Genomic DNA, 25,793 nt, shown 5'->3' with positions numbered 1-25,793 from the left:
TTTTTAAATTTTTAAAATAAAACTGAGACTTGCATCCGGCCCGAGTGAAAAGTCCGCAGATTATTTGGTTTTCGCCCGTCGTAGTTAAAAGATAAATTTAAACCATTGCTGAGGCGTTGCTGCAAATTTAAATTCCAGGTAAAATTATTGCCGGGCCGCAGCGCATTTAGCATTTCGTAGCCAATGGGAGTATTTACGTTACCTCTAAAAAAAACATGCGTGTAATGCAATTGTCCCGAAAAAGTACGCTTATTTACTTGGCTTAAACGGCTTTCCAGGCCTAGATCGTTAAATACAGCTCCTTCCGGATTGTCGGAATTATAAATATTCTTTTTAATAGCGTATTGGTACGTGCTGGTAAAACGGAGTTTATTGTTCGGCTGAAAAGCTAATTCGGGTAAAGCTTCGTAGGCACGAATGCGGTAATTACGGGTACTTAAATAGTTAGAAGTATTACTCCGGATAGTACGGTTTAACTGGAGCTTGGAGGTAAAATATTCATTTAAGTTATATCGTCCGCCTAAGGAGCGAACCAACAAATTACGCGCTTCGGTACCATTGGTTAATAATACTTTTTGCTGATTTTGCTGAATAGTAAACTCTAAACCAAATTTGGGATTACTCCGGTTATAATATAACGTATTTCGGAAAGAATTAATCATGGAAAGCAACAAACTATCTTCTATATTTTGGCTGAAGGGATTGAACCGGTTCGTTAAATCAGAATCCGTCGTTTTTTTATCAATAGTAATAGAAGTAATAGCCGTTAAGCGGGAAGCCATTTTTTTAAAATTAGAGGCAGCTTGCTGCCAGTTGCGGGGTAAACTGGAATTTAACCGGTAACTTAAGCGGTTGGTATAAGCAATAATGTACTGGTCGGTGGGTAAAAAAACTTTAATGTGCGTGCGGTATTGCGCATCTGGGGTTTGGGCCTCGTAATAATCGTTCAAATCGCGGGGATTACCGCCCGGCATGAGGTAATGCGTGCCCTGGCCCGGTACCGTTTGAATAAACTCGTATTCGCGCTTTACTTCCCGGCCGGTAGCCACCGTATAACTTAGTTCCGAACGCAAATGGCGCTGCAGCAAATCACCGTTCCAGTTAATAGTAGATAAAACGGTAGCCTTATTCAAACTGTCGACGCTACTTACCTGCCGATACGTAAGCTGGGCCTGAATATCCTGGGTTCCGCCTACTTTGGTTTGCAGATAACCGTTGTAGGTTTGGGCATTTTCGGGTTGGCTGAGTTCTCCGGAACGGGGCCTTCTATCGGCCCGGTAGCCGTAACTTAATCCATAACGCGTGGCGGCGCTGTCTTTACTTCTTACAAAAAACAGGTGCTCATCAAAGTAAATAGCCGAATTGGTAAGCGAATCCGGATTTACAACCGAATCTTCCCGGTTTTTATCGAACCGGTAAGTATAACCCGGCACCAAGTTTTTGGTGGGATACGAAATTTCGGCTAATCCCCGCACCCAAGCTGATTTTACCTGGTTGAGCCGGGTACTATATAATGTAAAAAAATTACCTTTCAACGAAAATCCTTTAAACGTTTGGGCTACATCCAGGTAATGTTGCACTCCGTCTACCTCCTGTGACCGGTATCGTCGGCTAATCCGGTAGTTTAGGGCATGGGTATTATCTTTCATTAACCCTACCGAAAAGTTTACAATATTATCACTTTGCTGGGTATTAGCAGTAACTCCATTGCTCCAATCCCGGTCGAACTCCACATCCCGGTACCGGTCTATGGGCACAAAGTTGCGATCGGTAAATTCGTAATTAAAACTACTTTGCAACTTGTACTTTCCCAGAATAGGTAAAGCTTTCTCGCGAACAGTATAACCTACTTTTATAGCTTTTCCATGGTCGTTATCGGAATCTTTGCTGGAAAACCGGTTTATATCGTACTTGGAGCCGGCTGCTTCCAGGTAAACGCTCGTTTCTTTGTTTACTTGATAATTAGCGCCTATTGTAGCCATTTGTTTTTGTATAGGCGTTGGCAAAATACGAACTGGCATATAGCGGCCTTGTGGGCGGCCATCAATAGGTGCTACCCATTTAAAGGAGCGTCCGTTTACGGTGGTAGTTACCGGTACGTAGTCGCCTTTACCAGATCCCACATCCGTAAAACGTAACGAATAATATGCTGCTAAAGTAGAATCTTCGGTATACACATAAATTGGTTGGGTGTTATTATTAATCATCACCGTAGAATCTTTGTACAATACCTGTTGCGGATCATAAGGTACCGTTTCTACGCCTGGGGTAAATGCCTGCTGCAGACTGTCGCCAATTTCACTTAGTAATTGTTTATCGCTCGGCCTTAAATCTAAGTTTAATAAGTTATTCGGGTTATCCGATTCGTTATACAGGTTGGCATGGATATTTAACTTATTAATTTGCTGATAGTGACTAGCCTGGTAAATCGTACGATTGTAATTGCGATCAGAATATTCGAAGTCAATACGGATGCGGGAACTCTGAATAATTACATTGCGGGTGGTAAAGGTAATTTCAGCTTGATTATAATCAATGACATAATCGTAATCAAAACCGCGGGTCAGTAATTTACCATCCAAGTAAACCTTTTCGGAATTAGCCAGCACAATAACGTACTTTTCCGATGCGGGTCCGGTTAGCCGGTAAGGCCCCTGCACGTTTTCAATTGGCTTAACCTGAATAGAAGAAAATTTACCTTTAGCTACCGAAGCCACGGCGGAGGTACTGGCTTTTTGGTTCGGTTTGGGAGTATAGTTTACTTCAAAAGCGGCTCCTTGCACATTTTTGTAATAACGTAGAAAATAATCGGGCTTATTGCGCAATACAATATCGCCGGCGGTAACATTCCAAAGTTTATGCTGCAATGTTATAAAAATGCGGTCAAACTCTTGCAATTGCTGCGTATTACCTTGCGGCTGGAAAGGAACGTTCTGGTCCGAGATAGAAGCGGTAATGCCAATGTCTTCCGATAATTTACCTTCCAGTTGGAGGTTTAAGGCAGAGTTAACGAATACATTTTGTGTATTACCAAAAGAAATGCCGCGGGTAATCGTTCCACTTTTGTTTAGTCCTGGTGTACGGAACAATTCTTCTTTTTTAACCCCAATTTCTTCGGTATATAATTTAGTACCGGGTAAGTAAACCGAATCGTTAGCCGTTATTTTTCGTCGGTAACGTGCCATTGACAAATTAAATGGCAAAACCCGGTAACAAACCAAAACTGAATCACGGGGTAAATTAGAGGTGGTTTTTACATTTTTTAAACTATCCAACAAAATAGCCGGGACTGGTGCACGCAGCAGCTGAAATTGGTTTAAACTAGGATTATAAATAAACTTCAACGTATCGGCTGCCGCTCCCCGAAGCACAATAGAACCCGGCAAAATAGTAAGCGAATCTAATTGAATCGGTGCATCGGCTAGCATTACCCATTTACACCGTTGGTTGGAATACTGGGCCTGGGCCGACCACGAAATAAGTCCCCACAAAATTCCCATCAACCACCATTTGTTCATGTTGCCATTGCTGGTAGTTCAATAAAAAAGGTGGTTCCTTGATCCTCAATGGTATCAAACCAAATGCGACCACCGGCACTTTCTATGCCACGTTTAGCGACAGCCAAACCAATTCCAGAACCAGAAAACTTAGTACTAAAGTTAGGAATAAATACTTTATGACATATTTCTGCCGGAATACCGCTGCCATTATCCCGCACCGAAATAAGCACCTTGTCGGGCGTTGTTTTTTGCAACGAAACTAAAACACAAGGTTTACGGCCCGCCGGAATAGCTTGTAAAGCATTAATGAGTAGGTTATTGAAAGTTCTAACCATCAAACTTTCATCCGCTATCACGTGATAATGGCCTTCCGGAATATGAATTTGGATACGGTTATGAGCGTCTTGGTGTAATTCGGCGCATTGTTGTAATATATCAGCAATATCAATCTCATGCTGCTTTAACTCTGGCATAGCGGTAAAGCTGGAAAAAGAAGTAGCAATATCGCTCAGAGTATTTATCTGGGTAATTAAAGTACCCGAAATTTTACTTATTAATGCTTCCGTATTTTCGCGTTTTTCGGCAATTGCTTTTTGCAGGTACTGCAAAGATAACTTCATGGGAGTAAGCGGATTTTTTATCTCATGAGCAACTTGCCGGGCCATTTCGCGCCAAGCGGCTTCTTTCTCACGGGTAGCCAGTTCTTTTTTACTTTCTTCCAGCTTTAGCAACATGTTATTGTATTCACTTACCAGCAAGCCAATTTCATCAGCTGAATAATATTCGAGCTTTTCATTTTGGCCGGTAAGCGTGGTTTGTTTCAGCTTTTGAGTAACTAGTTTTAGAGGAACCGTCAAGGCCCGGGAAGCAATGTAGGTCAATACCATAAACACAATGAACATGGCCGTGAAAATGTTCATTATAGTCGTAAAAAGTTCAATTAACTTGGAATCTAGCTCTTTCTCCGAATCAAAAAAAGGTAAACCAATAAAGGCTTTTACCCGGTTATTGTAGCCATCGGTATAAAGCGGGATATACAAGGCGTTAAACTGAATGTTACCAGCGTGTTCCTGTAATAACACTTTACGAGCTTGTCCTTCTTCAATGTTCACAAAAGCTTCTGGATTAATGAACCGCGACAATAAGCCTGCTTCAAAAATTAGAGGCTGACTCGAAAAAAGTAATTTCCCTTGACTATCGTATAAGTTTATATCTGTTTCCGATAGATCTGCCAATTGCCTTACTTGAGCGGCTAATCCGTCTTGTCCATCGCGGTCGTCTTTTCTGGTAATTGTACTTAGAAAGTTTTCCTGAATTAACTTGCCGCGTTTATTGTAAGTCTCTTCTAAATCCTGGCGATAAGAACCGGTAACTAAACTGGCAGTAGCAATGCTTATTAAAATCAAAGGGATTAAAATACCAAAGTTTAGGTATAACTGAATCTTAGTACTAAAATTAGTGCTAAATGCCTGAATATAACGTGCTCGCATTAAGAAAAAGAGCAACATGTAAAGCAGCAGGTATAAGGTATGTACTAAAAACAATGCAGAAAAATTAGATCCTACATCTCGGAAAGAATAGTGCGCCGTAGTTACTACTAACAATTTACCATCTTTGGTTGGAAAGCCTAAATGATGGTAACCATTTACCTGTAACCCATTTAATTTTAGTTCCGGATTATCGAGAATAGCTGGTGAAAAATAGCGGGTATAATTATAATCGCCTTCGTTGTAAGTAAGTTTTTTATCTTGATAAAAAGCATAACTAAAATCCCGGTTATACAAAGGCTGAAAAAATTTCTGATCAACTAATAATTCCGGAATAACGCTGTAAGGAGTTAATTTTTTTAAATTTAACTCCAAAACAATGGTAGCTACTATTTTATCCGCAGCGTGAAGCTGGATAAACTGAATGTACCTTCGAGAATTTTGCTCTTCTTCTTCTTTAATTAAAAATAAACCATCTCTTTCGGTAGGTACTGCATCGCGGCGCACATATTTAAGATAAAGAGGTAAGTTCATAGCGTCATCTTCCCCTTTTATGCCTACATCGTTGGCGTTTAAGGCTTGATCATTGGCGTCAAATATTAAAACATTAACTTCGTATTTATCAAAGTAATCGCGTAAATAATAACGTTCAATCTTTTGCTTGATAAAATTTACATTTACAAAAGGATCTAAGGCAAACTTATTCCGGATAGAAAGGTCTGCTTGTACTTTCTGCGAAATATCATTTAGCAAATATTCGCCTTGAATATCATTATCCAGTAATATACCGGATGCAAACTTTCTTTTATTTACTAAAAGTAAATTTTGATAATGCACATACATGGCTAAGCTGCCGGCCGCCGAGCTCATACCAATAATCCAAAAAATAAACAGGTACGTTTGATATGGATTTGCAGTGATGTTGCGGCGAAACCGAACAAAAATAATAGCTACAAAAAACAATAGGCTTAGCCCAAATAAGATAACGCCGGCTTTATTGTTTAAAGCGCCCAAAATTACACAAAGTCCACCCGAACCAGTTAATAAATAATACCAAAAAGGTGCTGTATTATCTGGCTGAACCGCATGAAAAACCTGCGTGAGAAAATGAACAAAAATAAAAAATATAGCTGTATGCAGAATAAAAGCGGTGTACAACAAAAACTTATAAAAAGAAAAATCTAAACTCTGCGATACATCTAAAACTAAGACTGAATCGGTAAAGGAATCTAAATAAAACCCATACAAACTGTGCAACATGATGTAAAAAATAAGGGCACAGCTTAGTTTTACCAGAATGCGGCCTCTCGCTTTTAAATTTTTGAGCAAACTGGTAACATGCAATTTCCGGAAAATATAAGCCAGATTAAAAGTAAGTACGGCTAACAAAATTGCATTTAATAATAAATCACCAATAGAAGGTGACCAAAAGGATGCGGCGTAAAGCTTAGGATTGAAAACATCTAATTCTAAAACCGAAAAAGGAAAGTGAAAAGATAACAACATGACACGTAGCCCAAATAACGGTAATATTAATATTCCTAAGCCTTGCAGATATTTCTCCTTTCTTAAATAAGATTGGCTAATAAAGACTAAGCAATACACCAGAAAACCTATACCTAAGGTAATAATAGCAATAGCAGCCTGGCTACTTTTCCGTACATCGGTTTCTCCAAACTGCTGCAGCGAAAATAAATAAGTACCATCGGCGGTTCTAAGCTTTGGAAATGGAGAATTAGGCTCCGTAAGTATTCGAGCTTGCATACTCCCAAAAATAGCATCGTTTAAACCCGATTGTAGATAACTGTTGTTTATTCCAAAGCTAACTTCCAGCGGAATATAAATAAGAATTGTAAAGTTTAAATAGCTTTTTTTACTGACCAAATGTTTACCGTATTTTGATTCAACAACACTAAAACCTTCTTTAATAGCAGTATTATCGAACTCAGTGGCGGTAGTATGATTAGACCAGAAAATTAGGCGATCTTGTTTTAGAATAAAACAAGGATACTGGGTTTTACCTAGTAATCTAGAAAATAGAACTGTATCCTCCCGTATATACGTTCTGGCCAACACCATATCCTGATCTGCGCCATTGATAACTTTGCTTATATTATCAGCCACAAACGAAATGTTTTTATCAGCCGACGATTGAGAAAAATAGGTATATAGATTTAAGACAGCTGCTGCTGCAAAACAGATGATGGCCGCAATTAAATGAATATAAGGAAACGGACGAGACTTCAATTTAAAAAAGTATGGTTACACGAATTTATTCAAAAAATGTGCAAATACCTCAAATATTAAGAGTTATTAAGATTGTGAAAGGCTATAATAAGGAGTGTAACTGATACTATCAGATAAGTATAGCGTCAGAAGCTGTGCATAACGAAATATATATTAGCAAACACCATTAATCCATGCTTATAATAAACCCAAGCAGGCAATGGGCATGATATTACAACATAATACCAATAAGTACTATAAAGTCCGCTGAAAGCCTAAACTTAAATATATTAATAAATAAAGAAAACTTCTACTTCTTAACGAAGCCCACAGGTAGGATACCTCTTAGGTAATGGAGTATTCTGTGCATGCAGTAGCTTTAATGCCAGAAGTATCTTTCATTATTTTTTACGATTGTTTCGATACCATAAGAATCCCACTGTACCCACTAATATGTAAGGCACTGACATTAAAAACAAGATACCTTTATTTAAGCCATTACCAAACTTACTTAATTTGTCATCGGCCCGATTAGATTCTACCGAAGAACGACACAAAGCACATTGTGCAGAGGCAGGAATATCAGCTAAAGCAACTAACAAGGTTACTGTAAATAGAAAGACAATTATTTTTGAAAATTTTTTCATGTGATTAAACAATTAGTTTTATCAAACCTGATAATAAGGAGCAATCATAAAATACACTACCACCCCCGTAATCGCCACATACAACCAAATAGGAAAGGTCCAACGAGCAATTTTACGATGCCGATTTATCTGCTCACTTACCGCAAAATACAACGATAATAATACTAGCGGAACAATAACGGCAGCTAAAACTATATGGGTTATTAATATAACGTAATAAATAGTTTTGAGGGTTCCTTCACCTCCATATTTGGTAGGAGCAGCTTGGTAGTGGTAAGTAACGTAAGAAATTAAAAAAAAAGCAGATAAAGTAAATGCCGTAACCATAGCAAATCGATGGCCGCGAATATTTTTGCTTTTTACAAAAGAATAGCCAATCAGCAAAGATATAGCGGTTAAAGAGTTTAATAAAGCATGCAGTTTAGGCAAAAAAGTTACATCTACATTTCCTAATCTACCGGTTTGCGGCTTAAACATTAATAAAGCTACTAATAAGGGAACTACCACCGAGAGAATGGTAATTAATATCAAATATTTCCGATCGTTATTTTTCATTTTGCTGATAACTGTGCAACAGCACAGTTATTTCGGTAATCAAACGGTCAACATCTTGCGAGTTGGTACCATCGTAAATGCCGCGTACATGCTTTCCTTTATCTACTAATATTAATTTTTCAGAATGTATAAAATCAGGAACACTGCCTGGCGCTTGCATTGCCGCTACCTTATAACCGTTTTGAGCCAGGGTATAAAGTTCCTTTTTAGAACCAGTTAAAAATAACCATTTAGCTGCGTCAGCCTGATACATCTCCGCATACCGCTTTAACACAGCTACTGAATCACGTTCCGGATCTACTGTATAAGAAACAAGCTTTACTTGAGGATTGTTGCGAAAAGCTTCATTTACCCGCACCATTTGTGCTGACATTTTTTTACAAACATCCTGGCAAGATGCAAAAAAAAAGTTAGCCACGTAAACATTGTTGTTTAAGGTGGCTTGTGTCACCGTTTTACCTTCTTGCGAAACAAATCGAAAATCAGGTATTTTCTGAAAAACAGTATCACCACTTTTAACTACCGGCAACTCTGTTGTGGAATCAATTTCCGGATAATAAGTTTGTAAAGAATAATGGTTTGTACCAAAACCTTTTAAAAACAAAAACAAAAAAATAGGTACTAATAAAAGTAAACCTAATATTAGTACCTTTTTAGGAGACATATAAACGTATTACTTTAAATAATTATAAACACTATCACCAAAGTAAGTTCCTTCAGTAATTAAAGCTATTAAAAGCCAGACCAATAAAGCAGTAGGAATTAAAACACTCCATATCAATGACTTAGTTTCGTGCTTTAAGTGCATAAACTCTCCCACAATAAAGAACGCCTTAAATAAAGTAAGCACAATAAATATGCTATTCCGTAAAGTACTTGGATCCATCAAAAAAGCAAAAGCAAATTCTATGGCTGTAAGAACACATAAAATTAAAAAAACACGCCAAATACCTTTGGTTTGAGGGGCTGGAATATCACCTGAATATTCTCCCTCGTCTGAATGATGTGAATGCGAAGCCATATCTTAATATTTTTTTAAATTTTTTTATACACTCCAAGCTTAACTTGTGAGCCATTATATTGATGTACGTAGAGAACAGTAGTTCTATTATACTAAGTAGAAGAAGGTAAATACAAATACCCAAACTAAATCTACAAAGTGCCAGTACAAGCCTACTTTTTCCACCATTTCATAATGACCTCTTTTCTGGAAAGCGCCATTTACAGCCATAATAAACATTATAATCAATAATACAATGCCACTAAATACGTGAGTGCCATGGAAGCCTGTAATAAAAAAGAAAAGATCCGCGAATAAAGGTGGACCGTATTGGTTTACGGTAAGATTAGCACCAAATATTTTTGAACCATCGTATAAAGTTAATCCTGCTTCGGTACCGGTTATAAAGTGAGTCCATTCCCATGCTTGGCAACCTAAGAAAGTAGAACCAAATAAGATAGTCCACAACAACCATTTTTCAACATCTTTTTTATCCATTCTATGCCCAGCCTCCACTGCCAATACCATCGTAACAGAAGATAGAATAAGAATCATGGTCATTAAAGCCACAAATGCTAAAGGCAAGTCAATGCCGTGAAAAAAAGGAAAAGCATTAAAAACCTTATCCGGAATAGGCCAATAATCATTAGAAAAAACGAATTTATCGTGAGCTCCAATATAAGCCAAATGGCGGTGTCTGATTAAACCGTAAGTAGTTAAAAAAGCGGCAAAAGTAAAGGTGTCCGACAGCAAGAAAAACCACATCATGAGTTTTCCATAACTGGCTTTCATGGGTTCATTGCCGCCATCCCAGGTTCCTGTTTTTGGCCGATCTAGAGTTGTTGAACTAGATGTTGTGCTAGACATAATTTGGTTATTAAGTATTCTAATTTTTATGTTAATACTAATTTATAGACAATGTTGCCCTAAATAACTATTAATGGTATACTGCTAAAAACACGTAAAGATACACCCAAAGTGCACTTAAAAAATGCCAATAAGTAGTACATAGCTCCATTCTCACCAAATTTTTAGAATGCACCTTGTACTGGAAAGCAGAAATAAGCACAATGAGTAAAAATAGTAATCCGGTTATCAGGTGAAATCCATGCACACCAGTTAATACATACATAAATGAGCCAGAAGGATTTGCAGTAGGTCCACCGAAAAATATTTTATTTATTACTAATTCTCCCCACACATTCCATTGACCCACTAAGAAAACGGATCCCAGAATAAAGGTAATCAATAATGAAATCTTTAAGTTAATCAAATTATCTTTTTTAGCTGAGATATAAGCCCATTGCATGGTTATACTACTCAACACAATAAAAACTGTATTTAGTACTAAACCATTAGGAAGATTAAACTCTAACCAGTTTCCTTCTTCCCGACGAACAATGTAAGCGCTTGTAAATGCAGCAAACATCATTATTATACTCATTATTAATAACCACAATGTAAATTTAAGCGGATGCACTCCCGTTGTGGTTGTTCTTTCATCTATTGCTTTCGCGTTCATCACTTATCTATCTAAAGCTTATCTAATACTAATGCAATTTGAACAATTGGTAAATATAAAAAGGACCCAAACATAATACTCATAGCAGCTTTCTTCGAACAAGTCTGCATAAGATAAAGAGTTTGTGCTAAAAATAAGACTCCGCATAAAACAGCTATAATAGCCGAAGTTTTACCGGTCATACCGAACTGCAGTGGCAGCATACTTAAAGGTATAAGCAGCAATGTGTAAGTCATTATCTGGAAGGCTGTTTTTAAATTTTTACCCCCTTCCATAGGTAACATTTTAAATCCTGCTCTTTTATAATCATCATCTAACACCCAGGCAATAGCCCAAAAATGTGGAAACTGCCAAGTAAATTGAATACCAAATAATATCCAGGCTTCTATACTAATTACCCCAGTTGCAGCCACCCAACCTAACAAGGGAGGTAAACCGCCCGGTATTGCACCAACTAATACACAAATAGGAGAAATTCTTTTTAATGGTGTATAAACAAAACCGTATAAAATTAAGGACATTAAAGCTAAAACTGCCGTAAGAATATTAAAATAAAAAGCTAATAAACTGATACCAATTATTCCTATTATACAACAAAATACAGCAGCTTCGGCAACAGATAATGCGCCCGTAGGCAATGGTCGTTGCGCTGTACGCTTCATTAATTTATCCAGGTCTTTTTCTAAGATCTGGTTTATGATATTTGCAGATCCCGTAACCAAGAAACCGCCAAGCATAATAAGTATAACATTTAACAATTCTAAGTGCCCTTCTCCAAGCATATACCCAATCGCACTTGAAAAAGCTACGGTACTGGATAACCGAAACTTTAACAATCCGAAATAATGCTTTACTTTCGTCATAGCTAACAAAGTGGGCAATCTATGATCTACTTTATCTACCAACATTATCTAATTGCCATTGTTAAAACCCGACTTCGGGTTAAGTAATAATAAACTAATAACATGTAAAATTGCAACCCAAACAAAACAGTAGCTAATACTAAATGCACCGGTTGTAAAGGTGCTGGAATAGCAAAATATGTTAAGATTGTACCTACTATAATTTCAATACCAATGCAGGCCAGTAAACTATTAGCTAATTTAAATAATTGATTTTCGTGAAGGTTATAAAGCTGCCAACATAGATACACATTCACCAAAAAGATAATCGCCGAAAAAGAACGATGGATATAAAAGGGAGTTCCTAATTTACCTATCCAGGTTTCACGTCCTGAATAATTCAGCTCTGAGGCAATTACATCTATTAGTTCCCGTACTTGAGTACCTAAAAGAATTTGAGTAAAAGATAAAAAGATTACTAAGTAGAAAGTCCAATAAATCTTAGTGTTTGAAGTTTGAATTAGCTGTTTAAAGCTGCTCTTTTGAGATCGTGTCACTACATAAATCAAGATTGCAACTAATATTAAAGCTAAAGCCATATGAATTGTAACCATTATAGGCAACAAATTTGTGGAAACCACTAATGACCCTAACCAGCCTTGAATTCCAACTATAAAGAAACTCAAAAGAGAAAAATGGAATATAGTTCTATCTTTATTTATATAAGAAACAGAGAAAAGCAAGGTAAGAAATACAAAAACACCTATTAAAGCTCCCACTAATCGGTTTAAATACTCAATCCAAGTCTTAGTTGCGTTAAACTCCGTTTCTATATATTGAGATGGATGTGAGAAAATATTTGCAGCTACTTCGGTAAATCCTAATTTACTAAGTTTTTCAGCAAGCTTTTCATTCTTTTGAATACGCTTATTCTTATAAATCTCTAGATAATTACTTGGCAATTGATTAACATTAGTAGGAGGAATCCAGCTACCAAAACACTTAGGCCAATCCGGGCAACCCATTCCTGAGCCAGTGCTTCGTACGACTCCTCCCACCAAGATCAAAAAATATACTGAAGTAATTGTTAGAACTCCTATATTTCTAAATCTTTTAAAAATAAAAGATTCATTACTCATAAATTTTAATTATTCAAGCTCCTTCTCATTAGGCAGGTTAGAAGACTTGGTTTGTGCAAAAGGTACTGTTTGTGGTATATAATCCTCTTCCGCACCCGGTTTAGAATAATCATAAGGCCATCTGTGAACAGATGGAATAGCACCTGGCCAGTTACCATGTCCAGGATGGATTGGTGTAGTCCACTCTAATGTATTTGACCGCCAAGGATTCTCAACAGCACGTCTTCCACGGAATATACTGTAAACAAAATTAAAGAGGAAAATAAATTGAGCAAACCAAGCAACAATTGCTGCCGAGCTTATAAACATATTTAAGTCCGCAAATTGGCTAAAAGTCTCAAAAGCTGTCCAGGAATAGTATCGTCTAGGGAATCCGGCAATACCTACATAATGCATGGGTAAAAATACTAAATATACTCCTAAAAAGGTTAACCAGAAATGAGCATAACCTAGTTTTTCGTCCATCATACGACCAAACATCTTTGGAAACCAATGATAAACACCAGCAAACATGCCAAAGAAAGCCGATGATCCCATTACTAAATGGAAGTGGGCAACAACAAAATAGGTATTATGTAATTGAATATCCAATGCTGAGTTACCCAATATAATTCCAGTTAAACCACCAGAAATAAATAAAGAGACGAAACCGATGGAGAATAACATGGCTGGTGTGAAAATGATATTACCCCGCCAGAGCGTTGCAATCCAGTTAAACACTTTAACCGCCGATGGAACGGCAATAATTAATGTTAAGAACATGAAAACCGATCCTAAAAACGGATTCATGCCAGAAACAAACATATGATGCGCCCATACTACAAATGATAAAATGGATATTCCTAGCATAGAGCCAATCATAGCCCGATAACCAAATATTGGCTTGCGAGCGTTTGTAGCGATGATTTCAGATACGATACCGAAGCCTGGCAAAATAACAATGTAAACTTCCGGGTGGCCTAAGAACCAAAATAAATGTTGGAACAAAATAGGGCTACCACCAGTGTTCGTTAAAGCTTGTCCTGCTACATAGATATCAGACAAGTAAAAACTTGTACCAAAAGATCGATCAAAAATTAAAAGCAGAACGGCAGAAAATAAAACTGGGAATGATAAAACTCCCAAGATTGCCGTTAAGAAAAATGCCCAAATAGTTAGGGGCAACTTAGTCATCGACATCCCAGCGGTACGTAGGTTGATAATGGTAGAAATGTAGTTTATACTTCCTAATAAAGAAGAAACAATAAACAAAGCCATAGCTACTATCCACATAGTCATGCCTGTACCTGATCCAGGAATAGCTTGAGGTAAAGCACTTAACGGAGGATATATCGTCCATCCGGCAGAAGCAGGACCAGTTTCCAGAAAGAGGGAAAGGAACATCACCATACTGGATAAAAAGAAGAACCAGTACGACAACATGTTCAAGAATCCGGAAGCCATATCGCGGGCTCCAATTTGTAACGGAATTAAAAAGTTACTAAAGGTACCGCTGAGACCAGCTGTTAAAACAAAGAAAACCATGATGGTACCGTGCATTGTAACTAATGCCAAGTAAAACTCTTGATTTAATTTACCACCTTCAATCCATTTACCTAAGATTGGTTCTAGGAAAGGCATGGTCTCATTAGGCCAACCTAATTGTAAACGGAATAAACTAGACAATGCCCCCCAATGAATGCCCAAATAATTCCAGAAATCAGAAACTGTTTAGCAATTACTTTATGGTCTTGGCTAAAAATATATTTAAAAATAAATGGCTGGTCATGATGATCGTGGTCATGATCATGCTCTTCATGTGCAATTGGCACATTATTGTGTAAAGAAATATCTGTGCTTGACATATAAAATTGTTATTCGTTTACTATTTAACTGCTTGCGCTATTTCTTTAAACTTAAAATATAATAGCTTCGCAAGAGCAGTTATATTTTTAAATTAGTTTACAATGACGCTTTTTCAGCATTTTTCACCTTTGATTCTAAAACTACTCCTTGGGGTGTTTTCAAGTTTTTTAATAAATCAGGCTTATCCGCTACAAATGCTTTTTGACTTTCCAGCCATTTTTGGTAATCTTCCGGTTCATCTACAATTACAACGGCTCGCATAGCAAAGTGATTAGCTCCGCAGATTTGATTACAAACTAATTCGTATTTAAAATCGGGATTTCCTGTTTCTGTCGCCATATCCGCTGTAGTCTTTGTTGGCACAAACCAAAATTTTGTTGGCATACCAGGTACAGCGTGCATCTGCGCCCGGAAATGAGGCAGATAGAAACTGTGAATTACATCACGCGACCGAATTTTAAACAATACAGGTCGGCCTTTTGGTATATGAATTTCACTTGGTACAATGTCATCAACACTTCTTTGATCGGAAAAATCAATACCTAATTCGTTCGTAGCATCAATCAAGTTGGTTCTTACGTTACCTAAAGCATTATCGGTACCAGGATACCGAACAATCCAGTTAAATTGTTTTCCTACAACTTCCACTACCATTGCTTCTTTTGGTGCCGGATCTGTAATCTTTGTCCAGGTTTTCCAACCTTTAAAGACTAACAAGGCCATAACCACAGCCGGAATCATTGTCCAGATGATCTCTAATTTATTATTATGAGGAAAGAAATAAGCTCTTTTATCATCCTTATATTGGTACCGGTAAGAGTAATAGAAAAGAAGGATTTGAGTAATCACAAACACAATTCCAATTACTACCATCGTTAACCAGAACATGTCATCAATCCACACACCATGTACAGAACCGACGGGAATGTGAATACGTTCTTCTGCATTTTGGAAAGACCAAATAAATGCTGCTCCACCTAAAATTAAAAAAGTAACAGAAAAATGGCATTAATTTTATTACTCTTACCTGCTCTTTTTTGAAAACTGCCATTAAAAATAGATGCCAGTATTTGTATTCGAAAGAGTAAAGCTAAAATTATCCCAATTAGAATTATTGATAATACTATAGCGAATGTAATCATTATAGAATGTTTTTAATTTTTGGCTTAAACGGTATGGTGAACACTTTCTTCCAGGAACGGGTGATTTATCGGAACCAAGGAAGCTTTACTTAATCCTCTAGTGAAAGTCAATAAAAATATACCAAGGAAAGTAAGTGCGGCACCCAATTCTATTAATCCAAAACCACTTTCACCACGTAAAGTACCTGGCATAATCATTAGATAAAAATCTAACCAATGACCCACTAAAATTGCTATACAAACTAATTTTAACATAATCATTTGGCGTTTGGCATCTCTTGTCATTAAAACAAGGAATGGGAACACAAAGTTTACAATTAAGTTAACAAAGAAGATCCAGGTATAATGGTCTTGATAACCACTTAACCTTTCCATGAAGTAGATTGACTCTTCTGGTAAATTTGCATACCAGATAAGCATAAATTGGGAGAACCACACATACGTCCAAAAAATACTAAAAGCAAACACAAATTTACCTAAATCGTGCAGGTGATTTGCATTCACCATTTGCAAATAGCCATTCTGTTTTAAAACAATTACCGTTAATGTTGTTGCCGCTAACCCTGAAACAAACCAGCTTGCAAAAACATACCAGCCGAACATAGTGCTAAACCAATGAGTATCTACAGAAAGTACCCAGTCCCAAGCAGATAAGGAAGAAGTAACTCCAAATATAACCAAGAACATGGCTCCTATTCGGATACTTTTATTATAATATTCCAGACCACCTTCTAAGTCTTCTGCAAGAGATTGCTTCCGCATCCACAGGAAAAATATGATCCATAAGGCAAAATAACCTACCATTCTTATCAAATAGAACGGAATATTTAAAAATCCGGCTTTACCTGCAATGATCGGATCATAGTTTGGATTACCTACTTCATATAAAGTATGATCCGTCCAGTGAAATAATTGATGCTGACCTAACAAGAAAACTGCTAACATTACTACCCCACCTACTGGCAAATAATAGCTAAGTGCTTCTAGTACACGTTTAATCAGAACTGACCAACCTGCATATGCCACATATTGTACAGCGGTAAAAAACAAACCTATTACAGCTATACCAGTGAAGTAAACATTATTTAGCCATAAGTTCGCGAATAAGCGATTCTTCCAGGTAATAGCATGATGACCTGCTGCATTAGCAGCTTCGTGTTCGCCGCTACCGTGATGCGCGCCACCACTATTTGTTAAAAATATTCCCAAAATAAGCAGCACCAAACCTAGCCCAATCATCATGTAGAACCGGTTGTTTGTTCTTTTAGAAATATTCAATCTTTCTTCTAACATTATCAGTAAAATTTACGCTTGTGTTTAACTATTAGAACTTGGTTAGTTATTCTGTTTCAGTAGTGTTTGGGGTTCCGGTTGCTTGTTGGATATTGTCTCCGTCTTTTGAAGAAGCTTCTGTTGCTGCTTCACCACTCACCTGTGTTGATTGCTCGCCTGCTCCTTGCAACACATTTTTTACGTATAATGCAATTTTCCACCGTTCCTCAGGATTCACTTGAGATCCGTGCGGCAACATACGACCTTTACCATTAGTAATTACGTGATATATATGCCCCATCGTTGCCGCTTTTAATGCATCTGATTGTAAGTTGGCTACCCCTTTGAATTTCTGTCCTACTAAACCATCACCTCTGCCTTCTGCTCCATGACAATGCTGGCAAAATCTTTCATACAAAACTTGACCCTCTTCCAGCACCTGATCGTTGGCTACCAAAGGATTTTTAAGTGCATCGGCTTGATTTAAGCTATCGTTTTTAGGTATGTGGTTAAAATAAGCTAATTTGCCTCTAGGTATGGTATTTTTAGCCGGCACCCGCATATTCATTCGACCCGGATTTACTTTGTTGTAATCTACTTGCTTCAAAGCTTCGTAAGCAGGGTCATCGTACATTTGCGGTGCATATTGAGTTCCCGTATCATTAGGCCCTTTGTTACAGGCGAACATGGACACAGATACAAAGATTACGAAAGATGTTCTTAGTATATCTTCTAATTTATTTTTCATTATTCTTCTACCTCCTTCTGATTCACTTCAATAGCTCCATTAGAGCGAAGCAGGTCATTTACTTTATTTATATCAGTTACCCCATCTTTTACTTCAATGGCCATTACAAACTTATCGTCCGTAGACCGTACATCTAACACTGGCACTTTCATTCGTGGATATAACCCACATACAATTAAGAATGTAATTACCATACCATGAGCTGTACAAAATACAGTTAACTCAAAACTTACCGGAATAAAAGATGGTAGAGCTATATGCGGTTTACCTCCAATAATCATCGGCCAGTCAAATCCCATCATATAAATTTGCATCCACAAAGCAAAAGCAAGTCCACCACATCCATATAGAAATGCCGCTATGGGTAACCGAGAACGCTTAATTCCTAAAACATCGTCAATTCCGTGTACCGGAAAAGGCGAAAATACTTCATAGATTTTGGTACCTGCGCATCTTATATTTTCGATGGCATGAAGGAGTACTTCTTCATCTTCAAATACGCCCAGAATAAACTTTTTATTAGTCATGATGCTTGTTATGGTGGGTTACAGGTGTTGTAGCGTGCATTGATTTTTCTGGTTCCAAAGAATGCGGTACACCAGAGGATGATTTTAAAATTGTTTTAACTTCAAACATGTTTATCACCGGAAAGTACTTTGCAAACAGTAGGAATAAAGTAAAAAATAAACCCAGTGTACCCACATATATTCCTACATCTATTTTACTTGGTGAGAACATTACCCAACTGGATGGCAAATAATCGCGGTGTAGGGAGGTTACAATGATTACAAATCGCTCGAACCACATTCCTATATTCACAAATATGGTAATGATAAAAGTAGCTACAATGCTTCTTCTAATCTTGCGTATCCAGAAAAGCTGGGGTGTAATTACGTTACAAGTCATCATGGACCAATAAGCCCACCAATATGGTCCGGTAGCCCGATTGATAAATGCGTATTGTTCATACTCTACCCCAGAGTACCAGGCGATAAAGAACTCCGTGATGTATGCAACCCCTACTATTGAACCTGTCAGAATAATTACTTTATTCATGGATTCAATATGTTCCAAGGTGATATAATCTTTTAAACGGAACACATCCCGGGTAATAATCATAAGGGTTAACACCATTGCAAATCCCGAGAAGATTGCACCCGCCACAAAGTATGGAGGGAATATAGTGGTATGCCACCCAGGAATAACAGCCGTTGCAAAGTCCATGGAAACAATAGTGTGTACGGAAAGCACTAAGGGAGTGGAAACGCCCGCTAGAATTAAGGAAACAGTTTCGTAACGCGACCAATGCTTAGCAGAACCTTTCCAACCTAAACTTAATAAAGCATAAGCTCTACGAGCAATTGGGCCAGTTGCCCTATCCCGAATGGTAGCGAAATCCGGTACTAAACCTAAATACCAAAACACCAACGAAACAGTAAAGTAAGTCGAGATTGCAAATACGTCCCAGAGTAAGGGAGAGTTAAAGTTAACCCACAAGGAACCAAATGTGTTAGGTAAGGGTAATACCCAATAGGCTAACCAAGGACGCCCCATGTGTAATACGGGGAACATGGCGGCACAAATTACCGCAAAGATTGTCATTGCTTCTGCAGCGCGGTTAATAGAACTTCTCCACTTTTGGCGAAATAATAATAAAATGGCGGAAATAAGCGTACCGGCGTGGCCAATACCTACCCACCATACAAAGTTGGTAATGTCCCAAGCCCAACCTACTGTTTTATTCAATCCCCATTCTCCGATACCGTACCACAGAGTCCGATAAACAGAGTAAATAAATATACCTAAAAAAAATAAGGCTACGGCTAAAGCGATTGCCCAGCGAATATTCGGTTTCGCTTCTACCTGCCGGCTAACATCTTCGGTGATGTCGTGGTATGTTTTCCCTCCTGTTACAAGAGGTTCCCTTATCGGAGATACGTGCTGCATATGCTTAATTTATTGTTTCTTATTCTAATTCTTCCATTGTAATCTTACGAACAATCGCAACTACTGTCTACTAAACTACTTTACTTATTAAACTAAATTTCTGATTTTAGTTAAATAAGTAACGTTTGGCTGTACATTAATTTCTTCCAACACATGGAAAGCTCTTTCGCCTTGCTGCTCCCGTAAAATTTGAGAAACTTGGCTATCTGGATCCTTCATATCGCCAAATACAATGGCATTTGTTGGACAAGATTGAGCACAGGCTGTAATGATTTCACCATCTTTCGGACGACGGTTTTGCTTTTTAGCTTCTAGTTTACCTAGCTGAATACGCTGTACGCAGAAACTGCATTTTTCCATCACCCCACGAGCCCGGACAGTTACGTCTGGATTTAATACCATCCGACCCAAATCAGAATTCATTTGTGGATTTTGTTCAGCAAATTTTTCATTGTCGTAGTATGCAAACCAGTTAAAACGACGGACTTTATATGGGCAGTTGTTGGCACAGTAACGCGTGCCTACACAACGGTTATACACCATTTGGTTAATACCTTCTGAACTGTGCATAGTTGCCGCCACCGGACAAACCGTTTCGCAAGGAGCATGATTACAGTGCTGGCAAAGCATTGGCTGGAAAATAACTGATGGATTTTCGGATGGCTCTTCCATCGCGTGGTATTTCTCAACCGTACCTTTACCCTCATCCGTTTTATGTGCATCACTGCTATAATAGCGGTCGATACGTAACCAATGCATTTCGCGACGATTTAAAACCTCTTGTTTTCCTACTACCGCTATGTTGTTTTCTACTTGGCAAGCTACAGAACAAGATGTACAACCGATACAAGAGTTCAGGTCGATCACCATTCCCCAATGGTGATTTTTATATTCGTAATCCTGCCACAATGAAACTTTAGCAGGAGTCTGAGCACCTTCTGGTGTCGCAATTTTGATATACTCCGTTACACTTTTAGGATCTTTCTTATACTTATCTAAAGTAGACTCCTGAACGACCAAACGATCCATAATGGTATGGTGCGTTTGCGTTTGAGCAATTGGTTTTTGAGCACCTGTTTTCTTTAAGCTTACCGTATTTCCGTAAACTAATCCATTATTATTAACTGATATCAATTTATAAGCGTTAGCACCTACTCCGTTTGCCGCTGGTCCTGCCTGCGTACGGCCATACCCTGTAGCAATCCCCACAGAACCTTTAGCCTGACCTGGTTGGATTAGAGCAGGTAACTCAAATGTTACACCGTTAGCACTTACACTTAAAATGTCATTTTGCTCTACTCCCATCTCCACTGCCAAAGTCCGTGGAAGTGTTACATAATTATCCCAAGTAGCTTTGGTGATAGGATCAGGGTTTTCTTGTAACCAAGGATTATTTGCCTCGCGACCTGGACCAATATTTACTTTCTCGTAGATAACCGCTTCAATTCCTCTGCTTGCTGCACTAGCTGCTTTATTAATAGAAACGGCTGCTGCTGCAATAGTCATAGCGGGAGCAGTTGGAGTGGTTGTACCTGGGCTACTAACACCTGTACCGGAATAAACCCCATCATGGATTGCTTTATCCCAAGCCGCCTGGGAACCAAATACTCCGCGCCAATTATTTTGTAAATAGTCGTAATAAGAAGTATTGTTCCCCGACCATCTTAACAAGCTTTCCTGAGCCTGGCGCGTTTGAAATAAAGGTGATATAGCAGGTTGAGAGAAGCTAAACTGACCGCGCTTTGGTTCAAAATCGTTCCAAGATTCTAAATAATTGTGATCCGGGCAAACATAAGCCACCCGTGTCGCCGTTTCGTCTATGCGATCTGTAAGAGCAATACTTAACGGCACTTTTTGTATTCCACTTAGTATTTTTTCAGATTGCGGGTGATCGTAAATTGGATTAGCGCCATAGAAAATAATAGCTCCTATAGTACCAGCATTCATTTCATTGATTAACCGAATCATACTCGCATCATCTCCTTGACGTACCAGCGAAGGAGTGGTACCTATAGTAGTACCTTCTGCCCCTAAGGTCCGGTTAATTTCGGCAACTAACATTTGTACCGCAGGGTCATTAGATCCGGCAACTACTAAAGCTGCCCCTTTATTAGCCAGCAACTCTTTAGCCGCGGCATCTAAACGGGCATTATTGTAAGCCGGAGTATTAATTGGTTGGCTGACGATTCTGTTATACAATGCAGCTACCACCAAACTTTGTTCTGATGGTTTTACTGGTACGCGTATATCCGCATTAGCGCCGGTTAAGGTAAGCATCGACTCGAATTGATAATGCCGAGACATGGTAGGATTTGTCTTACTTACCTTGCGGGTAGTAATATACTGCTTGGCGTATTCTACTGGAGATAACCAGGTTCCCAGGAAATCAGCACTTATACTTACAATTACTCTGGCTTTACTAAAATCAAAACCCGGAATAACGCCACCATTTGCTTTTAAAAGTCCCGAAGCAGAATTCGGATCATACATAACATGTTCAAACGAAGTAAACTTTCTTCCAAATTCGGCAATTGCCCGCTTTGTAGTAGGACTGATAATAGTATTAGAAACGATAGCAACTTTACCTCGTACACTTCTTAACTTAGAAGTAATTTCGCCATCTACTTTTTCCCAGGTAGCTGGTTTACCACCAGCTAAGGGAGCTTTTAAACGATTTTTATCATATAAACTTAAAACAGAAGCTTGAGCCCGAGCACTTAATCCACCTTTGGTAACCGGTGAAAGAGTGTTACCTTCTAATTTAATGGGCCGACCTTCGCGGGTTTTAACTATAACGCTGTTGTAATCACTGCCTACGAAATAAGTAGAGGCATACCAGTTGGCTATACCTGGATCAACTTCTTCGGGCTTATTTAAGTAAGGAATAGCCCTTCTAACAGGAGCTTCACAAGAAGCAAGGGTAGTTGCCGCAATTCCAAATCCTAATAATTTGAGGAAATCACGGCGAGGCGCTACTTCCTTATTTGTTGCTTGATTTGTTTCTTTTACCGGAAGGAATTCAGCAAACTCATTATGCTTTGTTTTATTGAATTCGGGAGTATTTTCGAGCTCTTCCAGCCCTTTCCAGTACTTAATTGTTTCTTGCATATATATAATAAAGAAAACTCGGATTCTAAATTTAACTCAGATTAGGATTAATAATGGCATTTAGAACACTCGGTACCACCGTTAGATGACACCGTGAATGCTGCTCCTTTATTGGCCTGATCATGCAGTTTTACCAGATTATCGTAATATTTATTACCTTCGGTATTTAAAGGGGTTTCGCGGTGACAGTTTATACACCAACCCATGGTAAGCGGCGAATACTGATAAACCACATTCATTGTTTGGATAGGTCCGTGGCAAGTCTGACATTCTATTTTTCCAACTTGTGTATGCTGCGAATGATTGAAATACGCTAAATCAGGCAAGTTGTGCACCCGAACCCATTCAATAGGTTTGTTGTTTTCAATAGCTCGGTATATTTTTTGTATTTCCGGCGACTCCTTTTTAATCTGGCTGTGGCAGTTCATACAGATGTTTGCCGAAGGAATATTGGCATTTTTGCTTTTATAAACCGAAGTATGGCAGTAATTACAATTAATCTCGTGCTGACCAGCGTGTTGGGCGTGCGAAAAAGCAATTGGCTGCGTAGGTTGATATCCTTGTTGAATACCTACCCCATAAGTTTCTTCGATAGCAGCATCCAAAACTATCACTGTAAAAATTAACCCTACAATAACTTGAACGGCTCTGGATTTATAAACTTTTGAAAAATCAAAACGTTGGTCAACCAGCTCTATATCCCGGCCATCTAAGTCTTTTTTACCTCGTAAATAGCCGCTTAGAATATTAGCAATTATTAACAAGGTAATAACCATTACAATAAGTACTACTATAAGCGCAATTAGGACGTAATCCAGGTATTTTCCGGCCGCCCCTGCGCCAGCAGCGGCAGTTCCTCCACCAGGTCCATCTGTCCCGCCTTGCGCTACCCCAGAACCACCAGTGGCCGGATCAGCAGGTAAAGCAGCCGGAGCAGCACTTGCTTTCTCAATATATTTAAGTATAGAAGTGATCTGATCGTCAGAGAAAGCAAAGCTGGGCATCTGCTGCTTGTCGTACTCATTAAATAATGCCACGGCCTCTTTATCACCCTTTTGCACCATTTGGCTGGAGTTACGAATCCAGCTAATTAGCCAAGGCAATTTATGCCGCTTCTGCACATCACGTAAAGCTGGCCCTACTACTTTCTCACCAATCGCATGGCAAGAAGAGCAGTTATTTTTAAATAAAGTTTCTCCTGCGGCTGCTACGGCATCATCGCCCGTAGCCGTACCGGCAGTAAGGCCATCTTGCGCAATAGAAGCTTGCTCACCTTGAGCAAAAGAAGAAAACGCAGTAAAAAGAAAAAATAAAAGAAAGAAAAAGAACGAATATGTTGATTTGATTTTACAGCTAATCATAGCCAGGATCGCTTTTTTAGTAAGATGGAACTACAATATGGGCACAAATCTACTATGCGAATCTTATTATTCAAACATAATAATCTAGATTTTTGAACCTTATTCCGGATGCTCTAATTGCAGTTATTTAAATTGTTGATTACCAATAAACAAAGGCCATTAAACTACATTATTTAGAATAGCTTTAAATTATAAAACATGTAAAAATCAAAGATTATAATTTAAAAATATTTAGCCATTTGCGGGAGGGTCTGGGAAATTAGAAATAATAATTGTTAGACTTAAACAATATCTTTCCTATATATGCTGAACAACATTATTTTAATCGTTTACCACATTCTTTAGCATTATTATCTGTTATATCAACCTTCATAACCTTATTTTTGTTCGTTTTTTTAGCAAAATAAACAATACTTAGCAAAAGCATAAAAACTAAGTAGTTGAGTTGGCCAGGCGGTTCTTACCCTATTGATTATAATTAAATATTTACTGTTTTTTTTGCGCTTGGTTTATATCAACAAAAAAGGTAAGGCTTGCCATTCTGTATTTAAGCAGATTTGCTAGCCTTATTTAGGTAAAATTTTCAGAGAAGTTGATTGCTTATACAAATTATTTTTCCGTCCACTTTGGGTGGAGCTTTATGAACCTATAATTAGGAGTAGCAGCATTATTTGTTGTATAACTTATTCAAATTTTTAAACGAAGATAGAGTCTTGTAAGTAGTTGCTTGTATTAAGTAGTATATCAGCTTGTTATTAAAATATTTATTCTTATATTTGCGCCCTTAACTAAAAATTAAAAATTTTAAGCCAAATGGTATTAAAAAATTACGAAACGGTCTTTATCCTGACTCCGTTGCTCAACGAAGCCCAGGTACAAGAAACGATCGAGAAGTTCAGACAGGTGCTTAAGGAAAATAGCGCCGAAATTATTCATGAAGAAAACTGGGGGTTACGGAAGTTAGCCTATCCGATTCAGAAAAAATCAACTGGTTTTTATATCCTGATGGAGTTTAGAGGTCCGGCTGAGATTGTAGATCAGTTGGAAGTTGCTTACCGAAGGGATGAGAAAGTAGTGCGGTTTTTAACCACGGTTTTAGACAAACACGCTTTATCGTACAACGAGCGTCGGCGTAATGGCGAAATGAATCAGCAGAAAGCTGCTAAAAGAGAGAAGGAGGCCCAAGCATCATGAGTTTAGTTAACGAAAAAATCCACAAGCAGGATACCCGCAAAAAATACTGCCGCTTTAAGAAAAACGGTATTCAGTATATCGATTATAAAGATGGTAACTTTTTATTAAAATTTGTGAACGAACAAGGTAAAGTATTGCCTCGCCGGATTACCGGTACTAGCCTGAAGTTTCAGCGCCGGGTAGCGCAGGCAGTAGCCCGTGCCCGCCATTTGGCTATTTTACCGTATGTTGCAGATTCGTTAAAATAAGGAGGCCCGA

General features: G+C 38.2%; 19 protein-coding genes and 1 pseudogene. 2 read left to right on the top strand and 18 right to left on the bottom strand.

What is annotated here, in order from left to right:
- Window positions 1–11: 11 nt before the first annotated feature.
- The 18 genes and pseudogenes from AHMF7616_RS00715 to AHMF7616_RS00630 form a co-directional block, all read right to left on the bottom strand.
- Entirely contained in the window at window positions 12–3,518 is a 3,507-nt protein-coding gene (locus AHMF7616_RS00715; RefSeq protein ID WP_115371146.1) for a hypothetical protein, read from the bottom strand.
- On the bottom strand, window positions 3,515–7,234 hold the full coding sequence (locus tag AHMF7616_RS00710) for a sensor histidine kinase (RefSeq protein WP_115371145.1): 3,720 nt from the start codon (window positions 7,232–7,234) through the stop codon (window positions 3,515–3,517). The genes AHMF7616_RS00715 and AHMF7616_RS00710 overlap by 4 nt, the downstream gene beginning before the upstream one ends.
- A 380-nt stretch (window positions 7,235–7,614) precedes the next feature.
- A complete protein-coding gene (locus AHMF7616_RS00705) occupies window positions 7,615–7,860 on the bottom strand; it encodes a hypothetical protein (RefSeq protein WP_115371144.1) in 246 nt (81 codons plus the stop codon).
- A 21-nt stretch (window positions 7,861–7,881) separates the two neighbouring features.
- Window positions 7,882–8,415 (bottom strand): DUF420 domain-containing protein, encoded by a 534-nt coding sequence (locus AHMF7616_RS00700; protein WP_115371143.1) that lies wholly within the window; start codon window positions 8,413–8,415, stop codon window positions 7,882–7,884.
- The gene (locus tag AHMF7616_RS00695; RefSeq protein WP_233507224.1) at window positions 8,405–9,019 is read right to left on the bottom strand and encodes an SCO family protein; all 615 of its coding nucleotides are present in this window, start codon (window positions 9,017–9,019) and stop codon (window positions 8,405–8,407) included. Before AHMF7616_RS00695 ends, AHMF7616_RS00700 begins: the two co-directional genes overlap by 11 nt.
- A 69-nt stretch (window positions 9,020–9,088) precedes the next feature.
- Window positions 9,089–9,436 carry a cytochrome C oxidase subunit IV family protein gene (locus AHMF7616_RS00690; RefSeq protein ID WP_115371141.1) on the bottom strand — a complete coding sequence of 116 codons (348 nt, stop codon included), beginning with the start codon at window positions 9,434–9,436 and terminating at the stop codon, window positions 9,089–9,091.
- 87 nt (window positions 9,437–9,523) lie between these two features.
- Entirely contained in the window at window positions 9,524–10,282 is a 759-nt protein-coding gene (locus AHMF7616_RS00685) for a cytochrome c oxidase subunit 3 (RefSeq protein WP_115371140.1), read from the bottom strand.
- Between the two features lie 70 nt (window positions 10,283–10,352).
- Complete coding sequence (locus tag AHMF7616_RS00680; RefSeq protein WP_115371139.1) at window positions 10,353–10,937, bottom strand: cytochrome c oxidase subunit 3; 585 nt, start codon at window positions 10,935–10,937, stop codon at window positions 10,353–10,355.
- Between the two features lie 11 nt (window positions 10,938–10,948).
- The gene (gene cyoE / locus AHMF7616_RS00675; protein WP_233507223.1) at window positions 10,949–11,800 is read right to left on the bottom strand and encodes a heme o synthase; all 852 of its coding nucleotides are present in this window, start codon (window positions 11,798–11,800) and stop codon (window positions 10,949–10,951) included.
- A 44-nt stretch (window positions 11,801–11,844) separates the two neighbouring features.
- The gene (locus tag AHMF7616_RS00670) at window positions 11,845–12,918 is read right to left on the bottom strand and encodes a COX15/CtaA family protein (RefSeq protein ID WP_115371137.1); all 1,074 of its coding nucleotides are present in this window, start codon (window positions 12,916–12,918) and stop codon (window positions 11,845–11,847) included.
- A 9-nt stretch (window positions 12,919–12,927) separates the two neighbouring features.
- Window positions 12,928–14,762, bottom strand: a pseudogene (locus AHMF7616_RS00665) (cytochrome c oxidase subunit I).
- Window positions 14,763–14,859: 97 nt separating this feature from the next.
- A complete protein-coding gene (locus AHMF7616_RS00660; RefSeq protein WP_115371136.1) occupies window positions 14,860–15,636 on the bottom strand; it encodes a cytochrome c oxidase subunit II in 777 nt (258 codons plus the stop codon).
- A gap of 293 nt (window positions 15,637–15,929) precedes the next feature.
- Window positions 15,930–17,198, bottom strand: coding sequence for a quinol:cytochrome C oxidoreductase (locus AHMF7616_RS00655; RefSeq protein ID WP_115371135.1), 1,269 nt, complete (start codon window positions 17,196–17,198; stop codon window positions 15,930–15,932).
- 46 nt (window positions 17,199–17,244) lie between these two features.
- Window positions 17,245–17,925 (bottom strand): c-type cytochrome, encoded by a 681-nt coding sequence (locus AHMF7616_RS00650; protein ID WP_115371134.1) that lies wholly within the window; start codon window positions 17,923–17,925, stop codon window positions 17,245–17,247.
- Window positions 17,925–18,452 (bottom strand): DUF3341 domain-containing protein, encoded by a 528-nt coding sequence (locus tag AHMF7616_RS00645; protein ID WP_115371133.1) that lies wholly within the window; start codon window positions 18,450–18,452, stop codon window positions 17,925–17,927. The genes AHMF7616_RS00650 and AHMF7616_RS00645 overlap by 1 nt, the downstream gene beginning before the upstream one ends.
- Entirely contained in the window at window positions 18,445–19,872 is a 1,428-nt protein-coding gene (gene nrfD, locus AHMF7616_RS00640) for an NrfD/PsrC family molybdoenzyme membrane anchor subunit (protein WP_115371132.1), read from the bottom strand. Before nrfD ends, AHMF7616_RS00645 begins: the two co-directional genes overlap by 8 nt.
- 87 nt (window positions 19,873–19,959) lie before the next feature.
- Complete coding sequence (locus AHMF7616_RS00635; RefSeq protein WP_115371131.1) at window positions 19,960–22,980, bottom strand: TAT-variant-translocated molybdopterin oxidoreductase; 3,021 nt, start codon at window positions 22,978–22,980, stop codon at window positions 19,960–19,962.
- A gap of 47 nt (window positions 22,981–23,027) precedes the next feature.
- The gene (locus AHMF7616_RS00630; protein ID WP_115371130.1) at window positions 23,028–24,341 is read right to left on the bottom strand and encodes a c-type cytochrome; all 1,314 of its coding nucleotides are present in this window, start codon (window positions 24,339–24,341) and stop codon (window positions 23,028–23,030) included.
- 813 nt (window positions 24,342–25,154) lie between these two features.
- Here AHMF7616_RS00630 and rpsF point away from each other — a divergent pair.
- Window positions 25,155–25,535, top strand: a complete 381-nt coding sequence (gene rpsF / locus AHMF7616_RS00625; protein WP_115371129.1) for a 30S ribosomal protein S6 — start codon at window positions 25,155–25,157, stop codon at window positions 25,533–25,535.
- Complete coding sequence (rpsR, locus tag AHMF7616_RS00620) at window positions 25,532–25,783, top strand: 30S ribosomal protein S18 (RefSeq protein WP_115371128.1); 252 nt, start codon at window positions 25,532–25,534, stop codon at window positions 25,781–25,783. Before rpsF ends, rpsR begins: the two co-directional genes overlap by 4 nt.
- Window positions 25,784–25,793: the final 10 nt, after the last annotated feature.

Origin of the sequence: Adhaeribacter pallidiroseus (assembly GCF_003340495.1) — a bacterium.
Lineage (GTDB): Bacteria > Bacteroidota > Bacteroidia > Cytophagales > Hymenobacteraceae > Adhaeribacter > Adhaeribacter pallidiroseus.
The sequence above is the reverse complement of the archived record's forward strand: the minus strand, read 5'-3'. Positions and strand labels throughout refer to the sequence as shown.

Bases quoted from the DNA above. Each gene is read 5' to 3' on its own strand.
- AHMF7616_RS00680 (WP_115371139.1), bottom strand. From the start codon at position 10,937: ATGAACGCGAAAGCAATAGATGAAAGAACAACCACAACGGGAGTGCAT.
- AHMF7616_RS00685 (WP_115371140.1), bottom strand. From the start codon at position 10,282: ATGTCTAGCACAACATCTAGTTCAACAACTCTAGATCGGCCAAAAACA.
- AHMF7616_RS00635 (WP_115371131.1), bottom strand. From the start codon at position 22,980: ATGCAAGAAACAATTAAGTACTGGAAAGGGCTGGAAGAGCTCGAAAAT.
- AHMF7616_RS00645 (WP_115371133.1), bottom strand. From the start codon at position 18,452: ATGACTAATAAAAAGTTTATTCTGGGCGTATTTGAAGATGAAGAAGTA.
- AHMF7616_RS00660 (WP_115371136.1), bottom strand. From the start codon at position 15,636: ATGGTAGTAATTGGAATTGTGTTTGTGATTACTCAAATCCTTCTTTTC.
- AHMF7616_RS00705 (WP_115371144.1), bottom strand. From the start codon at position 7,860: ATGAAAAAATTTTCAAAAATAATTGTCTTTCTATTTACAGTAACCTTG.
- AHMF7616_RS00690 (WP_115371141.1), bottom strand. From the start codon at position 9,436: ATGGCTTCGCATTCACATCATTCAGACGAGGGAGAATATTCAGGTGAT.
- AHMF7616_RS00650 (WP_115371134.1), bottom strand. From the start codon at position 17,925: ATGAAAAATAAATTAGAAGATATACTAAGAACATCTTTCGTAATCTTT.
- AHMF7616_RS00700 (WP_115371143.1), bottom strand. From the start codon at position 8,415: ATGAAAAATAACGATCGGAAATATTTGATATTAATTACCATTCTCTCG.
- AHMF7616_RS00655 (WP_115371135.1), bottom strand. From the start codon at position 17,198: ATGTTAGAAGAAAGATTGAATATTTCTAAAAGAACAAACAACCGGTTC.
- cyoE (WP_233507223.1), bottom strand. From the start codon at position 11,800: ATGACGAAAGTAAAGCATTATTTCGGATTGTTAAAGTTTCGGTTATCC.
- nrfD (WP_115371132.1), bottom strand. From the start codon at position 19,872: ATGCAGCACGTATCTCCGATAAGGGAACCTCTTGTAACAGGAGGGAAA.
- AHMF7616_RS00715 (WP_115371146.1), bottom strand. From the start codon at position 3,518: ATGAACAAATGGTGGTTGATGGGAATTTTGTGGGGACTTATTTCGTGG.
- AHMF7616_RS00630 (WP_115371130.1), bottom strand. From the start codon at position 24,341: ATGATTAGCTGTAAAATCAAATCAACATATTCGTTCTTTTTCTTTCTT.
- AHMF7616_RS00670 (WP_115371137.1), bottom strand. From the start codon at position 12,918: ATGAGTAATGAATCTTTTATTTTTAAAAGATTTAGAAATATAGGAGTT.
- rpsR (WP_115371128.1), top strand. From the start codon at position 25,532: ATGAGTTTAGTTAACGAAAAAATCCACAAGCAGGATACCCGCAAAAAA.
- rpsF (WP_115371129.1), top strand. From the start codon at position 25,155: ATGGTATTAAAAAATTACGAAACGGTCTTTATCCTGACTCCGTTGCTC.